The following is a 14,209-nucleotide window of genomic DNA, read 5'->3' as shown; positions in this document are numbered from 1 at the left end:
TACTTATTGCCACAATGGTTTGCGCTTCTTATGCTTGCTTCTCAATGGATCAGCAAGAAATCCATGTGAGAATAAGCCACTTGCTGCTGAATTCTGAGGCCATGTTTCGATATCGCACCGATAAGTCACCGCTGTCCCGCGCCATCACGCTGAGTGAAGTTGTCTTTCATTCAGTGGTGCGCAGCGTGCGGTCGAAGCACAACAACGCCTTTATGGCGCTCGGGATCAACATCATCCAGTCTGTGCTGTTCGTGATGTTTTTCTACTTCATGTTCACGGTCATGGGCATCAAGGGTGCCGCCATCCGGGGCGACTTTCTACTCTACATGATGTCCGGCGTGTTCCTGTTCATGACCCACACCAAAACCGTGGGCGCCGTGGTTGGTGCCGAAGGGGCCTCGAGCCCCATGATGCAGCACGCCCCGATGAACACAACCATCGCAATCCTGTCGGCGGCCCTTGGGGCGCTCTATCTGCAAGTGTTGTCGATGTTGATCATTCTCTTTGCGTATCATGTCGCATTTACCCCGATCCACATCGAGGAGCCGGTCCCCGCCTTTGGCATGCTGCTATTGGCCTGGGCCTCCGGGGCTGCAATCGGCCTGGTACTCTATGTTCTGAAACCCTGGATGCCAAGTGCGATCGGGATCATTTCAACGATTTACCAGCGCTCCAACATGTTGTTTTCAGGCAAAATGGTGCTGGCGAACACCCTGCCGGGCTACATGCTGCCAATGTTCATCTGGAACCCTCTGTTCCATACGATCGATCAGGCACGTGGCTACATCTTCATCAACTATAACCCCCATGTCACCTGGTGGGAGTACACCATGTGGCTTGCGCTTATCTTCCTCGTCTTGGGGCTGATGGGAGAGTTTTACACAAGACGCGCGGTCTCGCTCAGCTGGGGTGCACGGCGCTAATCCTGCGACACTCCCACTACGTTACAACGCGCAGCGTCAGGTTCACGCGCCCCCCTTTAGGCAGCAAGCGCGAGGAGCGGAACCGGATACGGTCGATCCCGTGATACGCGAGGCGAGCCTCGCCACCCATTACCACAACATCTCCCGAATTGAGCCAAACCGTCTGGGTCTTTTCTTTGCGCGAGGTACCCCCAAGGCGCAGCAGCCCATCGTCACCCAGAGAAATCGACACCACAGGGAAAGAGAAATCCGCTTCATCCTTGTCCTGATGAAGTCCCATCCGCGCGCCTTCTCCATAGTAGTTGAAGAGGCAACAATCGGGGAGGCGCTCTCGATCAACGAGAGTGGTCCAAACGTTTAGAACTTCTGACGGGATCTCCGGCCACTTACGCCCCGAGGGATGTTTGCCTTCATAGCGATAGCCGCTGGGATCGCTGAACCAGCCATATTCTCCCGCAGAGGTCATCCGCACGGACATTTGCCCGCCCCCTGGAACCTCGGGCGAAAATAAAGGGGCCGCCCGTAGCACTGGACGCAGCGCTGAGATCAGCTCCTTTTGGGCCTGCACTGATAGAAATCCCTTATGGATTTCGAATCCACGCACCTTCAGCCGTGTCATTTACCCTATCTTTACTCTGTTTGTCGCAAAACCGCTGATAATTGCCTATGACGGGGCAATCGCGCGGTTGCAGGGGTGAATTTCGCTCCCTATATACGCCGAGAAGCGGTCGGATCTTGTTCCTACCGCAACTGAATCGGGGCCGGAATGCCAAAACGGGTTTCGGCTTCGGGTAATCGCCTTATGAAGTAAAGGGATCGAACACAATGAGCAAAGTGATCGGGATTGACCTCGGGACCACCAACTCCTGCGTTGCCATCATGGACGGCTCTCAGCCGCGCGTGATCGAAAACGCCGAGGGTGCACGCACCACCCCTTCAATCGTTGCCTTCACCGATGAAGAGCGCCTTGTTGGACAGCCTGCAAAACGCCAGGCCGTGACCAACCCGGACAACACCATCTTTGGTGTGAAGCGCCTCATTGGCCGTCGGTTTGACGACAGCGACCTCGCCAAGGACAAGAAAAATCTGCCCTTCGCCGTAATCAACGGCGGCAATGGCGACGCATGGGTCGAAGCGAAGTCCGAGAAGTACTCCCCCTCCCAGATTTCCGCCTTCATCCTTGGTAAGATGAAGGAAACCGCCGAGAGCTATCTTGGCGAAGAAGTGACGCAAGCGGTCATCACCGTTCCTGCGTATTTCAACGACGCTCAGCGCCAGGCCACCAAAGACGCCGGCAAGATCGCTGGCCTCGAAGTGCTGCGCATCATCAACGAGCCGACTGCAGCGGCGCTGGCCTATGGCCTCGACAAGGCCGAAACCCAGACCATCGCAGTCTATGACCTTGGTGGCGGTACCTTTGACGTTACCATCCTCGAGATCGACGATGGCCTGTTTGAAGTGAAATCCACCAACGGTGACACCTTCCTCGGTGGTGAAGACTTCGACATGCGCATCGTGAACTACCTCGCGGATGAGTTCAAAAAAGAGCATGGCGTCGACCTGACCAAAGACAAGATGGCGCTTCAGCGTCTGAAAGAAGCGGCAGAGAAAGCCAAGATCGAGCTGTCGTCCTCTTCGCAGACCGAGATCAACCAGCCGTTCATCTCGATGGACCCGTCGTCTGGCCAGCCGCTGCACTTGGTCATCAAACTGACCCGCGCAAAGCTCGAAAGCCTCGTGGGCGATCTGATCAAGAACTCCATGAAGCCCTGCGCCGCCGCGCTGAAGGATGCTGGCCTGTCCGCGTCCGACATTGACGAGGTGGTTCTGGTCGGTGGTATGACCCGCATGCCGAAGGTCATCGAAGAGGTGACCAAATTCTTTGGCAAGGAGCCGCACAAGGGTGTGAACCCGGACGAAGTGGTTGCCATGGGCGCCGCCATTCAGGCTGGTGTTCTGCAGGGTGACGTGAAGGACGTTGTTCTTCTCGACGTGACCCCGCTGTCGCTCGGCATCGAAACCCTTGGTGGCGTCTTCACCCGCCTGATCGACCGCAACACCACGATCCCGACGAAGAAGTCTCAGGTCTTCTCCACCGCCGAGGACAACCAGAACGCCGTGACCATTCGCGTATTCCAGGGTGAACGCGAAATGGCAGCCGACAACAAGATGCTCGGTCAGTTCAACCTCGAAGACATCCCGCCCGCACCGCGCGGCATGCCTCAGATCGAAGTGACCTTTGACATCGACGCCAACGGTATCGTTTCGGTGTCCGCCAAAGACAAAGGCACCGGCAAAGAGCAGAAGATCACCATCCAAGCGTCTGGTGGCCTGTCCGACGAGGACATCGAAAAGATGGTCAAGGACGCCGAGGACAATGCCGAGGCTGACAAGGAACGTCGCGAGCTCATCGAAGCACGCAACCAGGCCGAGAGCTTGATCCACTCGACCGAGAAATCGATCGAAGATCACGGCGACAAGGTTGATCCCTCGACCATCGAGGCGATTGAACTGGCGATTGCGGCGCTCAAAGACGATCTCGAAGGCGACAAGGCGAATGCCGAGAAGATCAAATCCGGGATCCAGAACGTCACCGAAGCGGCGATGCGTCTGGGCGAGGCGATCTACAAGGCACAAGCCGAAGAAGGTGGCGCGGACGAGCCCTCTGCCGCTGATGAAGATGCTTCCGCAGGCCCCGGTGACGACGACATCGTTGATGCCGAGTTTGAAGATCTGGACGACAACAAGCGCTAAGGCAGCACCTTGGCCAAAGATGGGCCGGTCCGATCCCGGACCGGCCCTCTTTCGTTGAGGCAGAAGGGATTTTCCGATGTCAAAACGTGACTATTACGAGGTGCTCGGTGTCTCTAAGGGGGCCAGCGCCGACGAAATCAAAAAGGGCTTTCGCAAGAAGGCCAAAGAGCTGCACCCGGATCGCAATGCGGACAACCCGGACGCAGAAGCCCAGTTCAAAGAAGCCAATGAGGCCTATGACGTTCTGAAAGATCCGGAACGCAAGGCAGCCTATGATCGCTATGGTCATGCCGCCTTTGAAAACGGCATGGGTGGCGGAGGCGGTGGACGCGCAGGCGGTCACCCTGGAGGGGACTTCTCCTCTGCCTTTTCGGATGTCTTTGACGACCTCTTTGGCGACTTCATGGGCGGAGGTGGCGGGCGCGCGGGCGCGCGTCAGCGCGCAACTCGCGGCGCGGACCTGCGCTACAACCTGCGCCTGTCGCTTGAGGAAGCCTTTGCCGGCCTTCACAAGACCATCAACGTGCCCACCTCCGTAAGTTGCACCTCCTGTGAGGGTACAGGTGCCGAGGGCGGCGCAGAGCCAACAACCTGCCCGACCTGTTCGGGGATGGGGAAGGTCCGCGCGCAGCAGGGCTTCTTTACGGTGGAACGGACCTGCCCGACCTGTTCGGGTCTGGGCCAGATGATCAAAAACCCCTGCAAGACCTGTAACGGTCATGGCCGCGTTGAAAAGGATCGCTCGCTCTCGGTGAACATTCCTGCAGGTGTTGAAACCGGCACCCGCATCCGTCTCGCTGGCGAAGGCGAGGCAGGCCTGCGTGGTGGACCTCCGGGCGATCTCTACATCTTTATCGAGGTCGCACGCCACGAACTCTTTGAGCGCGAAGGCAACAACCTTCACTGCCGGGTTCCTGTCTCCATGGCCAAGGCGGCGCTGGGCGGCGCGATCGAGGTGCCCACCATCGACGGTGGTCGCGGGCGTGTCCAGATCCCCGAAGGCAGCCAGTCGGGCCGCCAGATGCGCCTACGAGGCAAAGGCATGCCTGCGCTGCGTGGCGGTGGGACCGGTGACATGTTCATCGAACTTGCGGTAGAGACACCTGTCAACCTGACGCCGCGCCAGAAGGAGATCCTGAAGGAGTTTGACGAGATTTCAGAGGAAAACACCAACCCTGAAACGCGCAGCTTTTTCTCCTCGGTCAAGAGCTTCTGGGACGGAATGAAAGGGTGATTACCCCCCTCTGACGGGCCATCTGGCCCGTCTTGATCTTCAAAACGCCCTTCGGGGCGTTTTTCTTTTTGGTAGTCTCACGATCTGCGCCAACGCTGTTAACACTTTGATAACCATTAAGGCGACACCATGGCAGCATGGGGAAATCAGAACGCTTTGAGGAACAGATGCTGCCTCTCTTTGAGGGCGCGAATGGCGACAGTGACGAGGCGCCTCTCCTGCCCATCATGCAGGGGCGGATCCCATCCTACATCAGAGATCATCGCGCCCGTTTGCGCGAACGCTTCATGAGCGCAGGGGCAATCGGCCTGCCAGACTATGAACTTCTGGAGCTGATCCTCTTTCGCTCCATTCCACGCAAGGACGTGAAGCCCTTGGCGCATCAGCTTCTTGCCAGTTTTGGTGATCTCAACCGCGTTGTGACCGCCTCTCCGGAGCGGCTCGCTGAGGTGCAAGGCATCGGACAGGCTGTAATCTGTGATCTCAAGATATTTGAGGCCGCAGCTCAGCGCATGGCGCGATCGCGTGTCCTTCAACGCCAGGTGATCGCAAGCTGGGATGCACTGCTGGATTACTGCCATACAGCGATGGCGCATCGTGAGACAGAGCAGTTCCGCGTGCTCTATCTGGACCGAAAGAACATCTTGATCGCGGATGAAGAACAGGCGCGTGGCACCGTGGATCACGTCCCGGTTTATCCGCGAGAGGTCGCAAAAAGGGCGCTGGAGCTCAACGCCAGCGCCCTGATTTTAGTCCACAATCATCCGTCCGGTGATCCGACACCCTCTCAGGCGGATATCGGCATGACCCGCAAGGTAGAGGCCGCGCTCGACGCACTCGACATCACGCTACATGACCACCTGATCATCGGGGCGTCGGACGAGCTGTCCTTTCGCTCCGAAGGCCTGCTTTAGAAGTCGAGGTTTTCGACACTCAGGGCGTTTTTCTGGATGAACTCGCGGCGCGGCTCCACCACGTCGCCCATCAGCTTGGTAAAGAGGTCATCTGCCTCGATCATGTCATCGACACGAACCTGCAGCAGGGTTCTTGCATCAGGATCCAGCGTCGTTTCCCAGAGCTGATCGGGGTTCATCTCGCCCAGACCCTTGTAGCGTTGGAGAGTCAGACCTTTTTCACCTTCCTCCAAAATCGCCTTAAGGAGATCTAGAGGACCGTAGATCGCTTGCTGACGATCCTTGCGATGCAGTATGGCCGGGGCGCCGTAAATCTCTTGGAGCGACTTGGTGAAGCTACCGGTCTTGCGTGCTTCGCCAGAGCGCAGCATCGGGCCATCCAATGTGCGGACCTCTTCAACCCCGCGCAAAATACGTGCCAGCCTGATGCCATGATCCTGCGTGATACGGCCCTGCCAGCCACGCTCATACTCCAGCGCGATCAAATCAAGTCGTGCCGCAACCTTATCCGCAACGCCCTGCAGATCCGCATCCACCGCACCGGGCACAAAAGCCCCAGCAATGGCAGCTTGTTCAAGGATGTGACGCGGGTAATGCGTCGGGAACGCGTCCAAAAGACGCTTCAGACGGCGTGCCTCATCAACGACACGCGTGAGATCCTGACCCGCAATCTCGGACCCGTCGCCCAGACGCAGCAACGCGCCGTCGACGCCCTGATTGATCAGATAGTCGTCCATCGCGGCTTGGTCCTTGAGATACACCTCGGACTTGCCACGGCTGACCTTATAAAGCGGCGGCTGCGCAATATAAAGATAGCCACCTTCGATGAGTTCCGGCATCTGGCGATAGAAGAACGTGAGCAGCAGCGTCCGGATATGCGCCCCATCCACGTCCGCGTCGGTCATGATGACGATCTTGTGGTAGCGCAGTTTCTCGATGTTGAACTCGTCACGGCCGATGCCCGTGCCCAGCGCCATCACGAGATTGCCGATTTCCTGGCTCGACAGCATCCGATCAAAGCGCGCGCGTTCCACGTTCAGGATCTTACCTTTCAAGGGCAGGATCGCCTGGGTTTGGCGATCGCGTCCAGTCTGCGCCGAGCCCCCCGCAGAGTCCCCCTCGACAAGGAAGACTTCGGTCTTGGCGGGGTCTTTCTCCGAGCAATCCTTGAGCTTTCCGGCGAGGAAATTCACGTCCATCGCGGTTTTGCGACGTGTGAGTTCGCGCGCCTTGCGGGCGGCCTCGCGCGCCAGAGCCGCTTCGATGATCTTACCGACCACCTGCTTGGCAACGTTGGGGTTTTCCTCGAACCACTCGGCAAGTTTTTCCCCCATCAGGCTCTCTACAACCGGGCGCACCTCAGAGGAGACCAGTTTGTCCTTGGTCTGGGACGAGAATTTGGGATCCGGGACTTTGACAGAGAGCACACAAGTCAGGCCTTCGCGCGCGTCGTCGCCGGTGAAGGAGACTTTCTCCTTTTTCGCGATGCCGGAGGATTGCGCGTAGCTGTTGATGGTCCGCGTCAGCGCGCCACGGAAGCCCGCGACATGGGTGCCTCCATCACGCTGAGGAATGTTGTTGGTGAAGGGCAGAACCGTCTCGTGATAGCTGTCATTCCACCACATCGCGATCTCAACGCCGATGTCGTCTTTTTCGCCCTTGATATAGATCGGGGCATCCATCACCGGGGTTTTGGAGCGATCGAGGTATTTCACGAACTCGTTGACGCCGCCCTCGTAGAAAAGCTCGCTCTCCAGACGTTCGGCCGGGCGCTCGTCCGCCACCACGATCCGCACCCCGGAGTTGAGAAACGCCAGTTCACGCAGGCGCTTTTCCAGTGTCTCGAAGGAGTATTCGAGGTTCGAGAACGTATCGGTAGACGCCAAAAAGCGCACTTCGGTCCCGGTGCGATCGCCACAATCCCCCACCACGGTGAGGTGTTTCACGGTATCCCCGCGCTCAAAGCGAGCGACGTGTTCTTTGCCATTGCGCCAAATGCGCAGCTCGAGCCAATCCGACAGCGCGTTCACAACGGATACGCCAACCCCGTGCAGGCCGCCGGAAACCTTGTAGGAATTGCTGTCGAACTTACCGCCCGCGTGCAGCTGGGTCATGATGACTTCTGCTGCGGAGACGCCTTCCTCGGCGTGGATATCAACCGGGATACCACGACCATTATCACTCACGGAGACGCTGGAGTCGGCGTGGATCGTGACCGTCACCCGGTCCGCATGGCCGGCCAGCGCCTCGTCGATGCCGTTGTCGACGACTTCGTAAACCATGTGGTGCAGACCGGAGCCGTCATCGGTGTCGCCGATATACATGCCAGGCCGCTTGCGCACGGCCTCCAACCCCTTGAGAACCTTGATGGAATCTGCGCCATATTCTGCTGGGGCTTGCTCGTTTTCGGACATTCACGTGATCCTATTCTTGCTTTCGGATTTTATACGCGTTCCGAGGGGAGATGTCACGCGCAAGCCCCCTTTTTTCTTGGCTGAATCACGCTGCCGCACGCCCCAGATTAGCCACTGTTTTCAGCCATTGATCCGCCTGTCCGGGCTTGGGATGTGAGGCCGCCGCAAAGCTGGTGTAGCGCACAGGCTTGATGCCCACAAAGCCGAGGATTTGACGTGACATGATCTTCTTGATGGCATTGCCGTAGATCAGACGCAGGAACCAGGACGGCGTGTCGCTGGTCAGCATGACGCGTGCGGTCTTGCCGGTCATCATCGGCGCAGGCACACCAAAGGCGTTTGTGTTGCGCGTGTCAAACGCCTGCCCCGGCAACAGCGCCCGGTCAAACAGACCTTTGAGTTTTGCTGGGAACGCCCCCCACCAAAGTGGCGTGGTCACCACCAGATGCTCCGCCCATTCGAGATCTGCCACAAAGGATTGCAGCGCGGGCTCCAACGGCTTTGTGTCGTGATAGCCCCCCTCGCCAAAATCCATATCGAACTGCATCTGGGACAGATCCTGATACCGCAACTCATGCCCGGCGGCTTCGGCAGCACGCCGATAGGCATCGGCAAGGGATTTATTGAGCGAGTTTTGACCGGGGTGGCCATTCAGAACGAGAATCTTTCGCGTGGACATTTGTGGCTCCGCATTGCTAAATGTGACTTCGGTCAATTTAATGACCCCATAAGTGACCGCGGTCAAGTTTATTTTTGACCCTGGTCAATTTATTAAATGTGGGAGACATTCAGACATGGGTCGCGCGCCGCAGAGAAGACGCCTAGAAACACGTGCTAAACTGCTGACGGTTGCCGCAGAAATAATTGATTCACATGGTGTTTCTGCATTGCGGGTCGAAGACGTGGTTGCGCAGGCCGGCGTTGCAAAGGGCACGTTCTTTTCTCATTTCGGAGACAAGGACGGATTGCTGGCAGTGATCCTGGGCGCGCGCGTCATGCGCTACATTGAGGACATGGAAGACGCACCTGCACCAAGTAGCCCGGCAGAAATCGCGCAGCGACTCGCGCCACTCTTGGATTTCATATCCCAGGATCGGATCATCTTTGATCTGTTGCTACGCTACTCCGGCACCACTGGCGCCGAAATCGAAGAAGTCGTCACCGAAGGCTTCCTGCGCCAGATCGCACTGTTCATCCGTTGGATAACCAATATGCAGGCCAAGGGGCAGATTTCCCAAAACGGCAATCCCGAGCTTCTGGCGGAAGGCATACAGGGCTTTCTCAACCATGTCCTTGCAACGGGTTTCTGCATGGAACACAGTAACACCCCACCGCCGTCAAAGGCTCTTGTGCCCTATCTTGAGCAATGGCTCCTCAAGTGAAGGGGATTATGCAGGCGACAGCGATCAACAGGTAGCCGGCACCGAGATTCATGCGTCGTAACGCCACCGGAGACGATAGAAGCACCCGCACCTGGCTCACAAATCCGGCCAGCATCACGTTTCCAATCAGCGGCACTGCCATGGAAACCGCGCAGATCAGGGCAATATCTGCCGATGCCACCTGCGACAGATCAAAGAACCCGGGTAAGATCCCCATATAGAACAAGGCAGCCTTCGGGTTGCCAAGAATAACAATCACGCCCGCCACAAACCCAGCCCATCGTCCGGGCTTGGTCAAACGCCTGTTTGTTGAAATCGGCTGACCCGCACTGCGGATTGTCGAGAGTCCCATAAGCACAAACACGAGAACGGCGACGCCTTTCAAGACCAGTGCAATCTGGGCTGAGGCTGCGGTAATCCACGCGACTCCGAGGATGGCGACCAGAGGCCAGACCACATCGCCAATCGCCACTCCAAGCGCCAACGGCCACCCAGCGTGAAATCCACCAGACATCGCCCGCGCCACCAAGGCCAGCCAGACCGGTCCGGGCGTCAGAAACAGCACAAAAACAGCGCTGGCATAAATCACCAGATCCCAAAGGCTCAGACTCATTGCAGTGTAACCTCGCTTGTCCCGCCCCGATCGCTCACGGTCAAATGTTGCGCGCGGGAGCCCAATTCTTGAAACAGCTCAGGTCCCGTGCCCGTCATCCAGGCCTGCGTGCCCAACGCGCAAATCTCGTCATAGAGCGCGGCCCGCCGCCCCGCATCCAGATGCGCCGCCACTTCGTCCAGCAGCAGAATCGGGGCCGCCCCTTCCTGTGCCTGCAGCGCGCGCGCATTGGCGAGGATCAAGGAGACCAACAGCGCCTTTTGCTCTCCTGTGGAACAATCCTTTGCTGGCAACCCCTTGGCCAAGAAGGTGCCAATCAAATCGCTTCGGTGTGGCCCGACCAGAGTTCGCCCAACCGTCAGATCGCGCATCCGTCCTGCATCCAGCATTTCGCGCAGCGCTTCGGCACTGGCGGGCATATCCCCTTCTGCCTGCACAAGCTGCAACTGCGCCACCGGAAATGCGGTCTCTGCCTCAGCTTGAGCCGCTGTCAGCCGTGCCACCGCATCCATACGGGCCTCATGGATGCGAAAACCGGTTTCGGCCATCTGTCCCTCAAGCACGCGATACCATGCCGCATCCCGGACGTTGTCCTTTAGCAGGCGATTGCGCTCCCGCATCGCTTTTTCATAGGAAAGACTTGCCTCAGCGTGATCCGGATCAAAACTGAGCGCGATGCGATCGAGAAATCTCCGCCGCCCTTCAGCCCCCTCGATCCACAAGCGATCCATCGCCGGAACCAACCAGACAACGCGAGCGATCCGCCCGAGCGCAACCTGGCTTGCACTCTTGTTGTCGATCTTGACCTGTCTGGCGTTACCAACTTCAGACGAGGTCTCCACCTCATAGGCCTGGCCGGAGGACTGAAGCACACCCCGAAGCTTCCATCCCAGGGCCTCTGGCTGGCGCGCCATATCTGCCGCGGAGGCGCGCCGGAGCCCCCGCCCCGGGGAAAACAACGATACTGCCTCAAGGATATTGGTCTTGCCCGCACCATTGTTGCCGTGGATCGCGACCGGGCGCGTATCCAAATGCAAATCCGCCCGCAAATGCGAGCGGAAGTGAGACATGAACAGGGACGTCAGTGCCAACACGGGGCTTCATCTTTTCAAAAATACCTCCGCCGGAGGCCGGGCCGTCAGACCCGTTGCAACACCGGTCAGACGCGCATCGGCATGACCACATAGACCGCGCTTTCGTCGCTGCCTTCGCGCATCAATGTCGGATCACCAGAAGAGTTGAACATGAACACGGCATTCTCTCGATCAACCTGATTGGCAATCTCCAGAAGATATTTCGCGTTAAACCCGATTTCCAGCCGCTCGTCGCTATAGGCAACAGCCAGCTCTTCTTCGGCCGCACCGCTGTCAGGCGCATTCACCGACAACACAAGCCGATCTTCATCAAGTTGCAGCTTTACCGCGCGTGACCGCTCTGAAGACACCGTGGCAACCCGGTCCACAGCTTTCGCAAACTCACTGGCATCCACCTCCAGACGGCGGGTATTGCCGACCGGAATAACGCGGGTGTAATCGGGGAAAGTCCCATCAATCACCTTGGATGTCAGAGTGATATTGGGCGTGGCAAAGCGCACTTTGGTTTCTGAGACAGAGACAGCGATATCCATGTCGTCCTCGTCGAGGAGTTTGCGCAACTCACCCACAGTCTTGCGGGGCACGATCACGCCTGGCATGTCCTCGGCACCCATCGGCAAATCCGCATCAATACGCGCAAGACGGTGCCCGTCGGTTGCCACACAGCGCAGCGCCTTGCCACCGCTTTCACCGGTGGCCACATGCATATAGACACCGTTCAGGTAATAGCGCGTCTCTTCGGTGGAGATCGCAAACTTTGACTTGTCAAACAGGCGCCGCAACATGGCGGCATTTGCCGTGAAGTTGGAGTGATACTCCGACGTCGCCATAACCGGAAAATCTTCTCGCGGCAGCGTTGCCAGCGAAAAATTCGACCGGCCAGCCTCCACGGTGAGGCGACCACTGGCCGCGTCGGCATCAAGCGTGACCAGTGCCCCGTCGGGCAGCTTGCGCACGATCTCATGCAATGTGGTGGCCGCAACGGTGGTGGCGCCTGCACGCTCCACCTGTGCGGGCGCCTTGTCGACGACCTCGATATCGAGGTCGGTTGCGCGGAACATCACATCACTGCCTTCGGCCTCGATCAGGACATTGGCGAGGATCGGAATGGTGTTGCGGCGCTCAACCACCGACTGCGCCTGGGCCACAGCCTTCAGAAGCGTTGCGCGTTCAATGCTGATCTTCATTTCCCTCTATCCTCTTCGGCTGGCAGTCTTTGGAAACATGTGGTTCGAGCGGAGCGGCAGATTAACGTTCCTACCCTTCAACACAAGGTTTTTATTGATTTCTCCAAGGGATTGAGCGGAGCGTCAAGAGCAGAGCGACGCACCCGACCACAAAGTCGCAAAACAATCCAAGATGCGTCTCAATTGCCGCGCCAAAAATGGCAACGGCCCCGGTGGGCATCCGGGGCCGCAAAAACCTTGGCAGACCTGTTGAGGCGCAGCCTGCCAATTCTACCGGTGCATTACGCCTCGAGCGAGCGGCGCAGCATCTCCACATCCTCGGCGATCTGGCCGTCGATGGTCTTCAACTCTTCGATGCGACGCACACCATGCATAACGGTGGTATGATCCCGACCACCAAAACGGCGCCCGATTTCCGGTAGCGAGCGGCTGGTCAGCTGTTTGCACAGATACATCGCCACCTGACGCGGGCGCGCATAAGACCGCAGGCGCTTGGGGCCGATGATATCCGACATCCGGATGTTGTAATACTCCGACACCTTGCGCTGGATTTCCTCGACGGTGATCTTGCGCTCGGAGGCGCGCAGCACATCCGCAAGACAATCCTGCGTAAGGTCCATGTCGATTTCGCGGCCCACAAGGGATGCGAACGCAAACAGGCGTGTCAACGCGCCTTCGAGCACGCGCACATTGGTCGAGATCCGGTGCGCAAGCAGCTCCAGAACACCATCTGCGATTTTCAGATCCGGGTAGTTCTTGCGGTTCTGCTGCACCTTGGTCTGAAGGATGCCCAGACGCAGTTCGTAGTCGGTTGGATGCAGATCCACCACCAGACCACATTGCAGGCGCGACTTTACGCGATCCTCGAGATCCTTGATCTCGCCGGGTGCGCGATCGGCGGAGATGATGATCTGCTTGTTCTGGTCCACCAGCGCATTGAAGGTATGGAAGAACTCCTCTTGGGTAGAATCCTTGCCGGCGATGAACTGCACGTCATCCACCATCAGCACATCAACAGAGCGGAAGAGATGTTTGAAATCCATCATCTTGCGCTCGCGCAGCGCCTGAACAAACCGATACATGAACTGTTCGGCGGAAAGATACAGGACGTTCAGCTCGGGATTGCGCTCTTTCAACTCCCAGGCGATCGCATGCATCAGGTGTGTCTTACCAAGACCCACGCCGCCATAAAGGACCAACGGATTGAACGTCACCGGGCCACCTTCGGCCACACGGCGCGCGGCCGCATGTGCCAGCTCGTTGGGTTTGCCGACCACAAAACTGTCGAATGTGAAACGGGGGTCAAGCGGCGCTGCCTGAAGGTCTTCTGGCGGCGATTTCACAGACGTATTCCCTTCTTGATTGCCCAGTTGATCCACAACGGTTGTCTGAAGCGGGGCAGGTTCCTCGATCGCTTCGGACATCGTTGGTTGCACCGGGCGGGTCGGAGAATTGGCCGCGACCTTGAACGCCAGTCGCTGTACAGCTTCGCCAGATTTGTTGAACTCATGCAGGATCAGATCTGCAAAGTTCTGGCTCACATAATTCCCCATGAAATTTGTGGGCACGTGGAACGTCGCCACGCCGCCATCCACCTGGTCCAGCTCAAGCGGCTCGATCCAAGTGGTGAAGTTGTTCTGCCCGACCGTTTTTAGCAAACGTTTTCTTAATAGACCCCATGTGTCGTCTGTCAT

At 58.0% G+C, this 14,209-nt stretch carries 12 protein-coding genes; 5 read left to right on the top strand and 7 right to left on the bottom strand.

Translation table 11 applies throughout. The features are described from left to right. Positions 1–101: 101 nt before the first annotated feature. Entirely contained in the window at positions 102–923 is an 822-nt protein-coding gene (locus ACZ1HH_RS00060) for an ABC transporter permease (protein WP_044026970.1), read from the top strand. A gap of 16 nt (positions 924–939) precedes the next feature. On the opposite strand, the gene ACZ1HH_RS00055 is transcribed toward ACZ1HH_RS00060, so the two are convergent. Then, positions 940–1,542 carry an alpha-ketoglutarate-dependent dioxygenase AlkB family protein gene (locus ACZ1HH_RS00055; RefSeq protein ID WP_011537382.1) on the bottom strand — a complete coding sequence of 201 codons (603 nt, stop codon included), beginning with the start codon at positions 1,540–1,542 and terminating at the stop codon, positions 940–942. A 206-nt stretch (positions 1,543–1,748) separates the two neighbouring features. Between ACZ1HH_RS00055 and dnaK the strand changes: the two genes are divergently transcribed. The 3 genes from dnaK (at position 1,749) to radC (ending at position 5,825) form a co-directional block, all read left to right on the top strand. Next, positions 1,749–3,677 carry a molecular chaperone DnaK gene (dnaK, locus tag ACZ1HH_RS00050; RefSeq protein WP_011537381.1) on the top strand — a complete coding sequence of 643 codons (1,929 nt, stop codon included), beginning with the start codon at positions 1,749–1,751 and terminating at the stop codon, positions 3,675–3,677. A 76-nt stretch (positions 3,678–3,753) separates the two neighbouring features. Next, complete coding sequence (gene dnaJ, locus ACZ1HH_RS00045; RefSeq protein ID WP_011537380.1) at positions 3,754–4,911, top strand: molecular chaperone DnaJ; 1,158 nt, start codon at positions 3,754–3,756, stop codon at positions 4,909–4,911. Between the two features lie 137 nt (positions 4,912–5,048). Continuing rightward, positions 5,049–5,825, top strand: a complete 777-nt coding sequence (gene radC / locus ACZ1HH_RS00040; RefSeq protein WP_472636975.1) for a RadC family protein — start codon at positions 5,049–5,051, stop codon at positions 5,823–5,825. Here radC and gyrB read toward each other — a convergent pair. Together gyrB and ACZ1HH_RS00030 are read right to left on the bottom strand one after the other, a co-directional pair. Then, positions 5,822–8,239, bottom strand: coding sequence for a DNA topoisomerase (ATP-hydrolyzing) subunit B (gene gyrB / locus ACZ1HH_RS00035; RefSeq protein WP_416367660.1), 2,418 nt, complete (start codon positions 8,237–8,239; stop codon positions 5,822–5,824). The two genes, radC and gyrB, sit on opposite strands and share 4 nt — an antisense overlap. Before the next feature lie 85 nt (positions 8,240–8,324). Then, on the bottom strand, positions 8,325–8,918 hold the full coding sequence (locus ACZ1HH_RS00030) for an NAD(P)H-dependent oxidoreductase (RefSeq protein ID WP_472636974.1): 594 nt from the start codon (positions 8,916–8,918) through the stop codon (positions 8,325–8,327). 115 nt (positions 8,919–9,033) lie between these two features. On the opposite strand from ACZ1HH_RS00030, the gene ACZ1HH_RS00025 reads away from it, so the two are divergent. Beyond that, positions 9,034–9,621 (top strand): TetR/AcrR family transcriptional regulator, encoded by a 588-nt coding sequence (locus ACZ1HH_RS00025; protein WP_011537376.1) that lies wholly within the window; start codon positions 9,034–9,036, stop codon positions 9,619–9,621. Here ACZ1HH_RS00025 and ACZ1HH_RS00020 read toward each other — a convergent pair. The 4 genes from ACZ1HH_RS00020 to dnaA all read right to left on the bottom strand — a co-directional run bounded on the left by ACZ1HH_RS00020 (position 9,614) and on the right by dnaA (position 14,209). Next, positions 9,614–10,234 (bottom strand): LysE family translocator, encoded by a 621-nt coding sequence (locus ACZ1HH_RS00020; RefSeq protein ID WP_472636973.1) that lies wholly within the window; start codon positions 10,232–10,234, stop codon positions 9,614–9,616. The two genes, ACZ1HH_RS00025 and ACZ1HH_RS00020, sit on opposite strands and share 8 nt — an antisense overlap. Next, positions 10,231–11,328, bottom strand: coding sequence for a DNA replication/repair protein RecF (gene recF, locus ACZ1HH_RS00015; protein ID WP_472636972.1), 1,098 nt, complete (start codon positions 11,326–11,328; stop codon positions 10,231–10,233). The genes ACZ1HH_RS00020 and recF overlap by 4 nt, the downstream gene beginning before the upstream one ends. Positions 11,329–11,393: 65 nt before the next feature. Further along, positions 11,394–12,515 (bottom strand): DNA polymerase III subunit beta, encoded by a 1,122-nt coding sequence (gene dnaN, locus ACZ1HH_RS00010; protein ID WP_011537373.1) that lies wholly within the window; start codon positions 12,513–12,515, stop codon positions 11,394–11,396. A 281-nt stretch (positions 12,516–12,796) separates the two neighbouring features. Further along, positions 12,797–14,209: a chromosomal replication initiator protein DnaA gene (dnaA, locus tag ACZ1HH_RS00005; protein ID WP_011537372.1), complete on the bottom strand. Its 1,413-nt coding sequence runs from the start codon at positions 14,207–14,209 to the stop codon at positions 12,797–12,799.

Source organism: Epibacterium sp. HA2-3 (assembly GCF_055693725.2).
The sequence above is the reverse complement of the archived record's forward strand: the minus strand, read 5'-3'. Positions and strand labels throughout refer to the sequence as shown.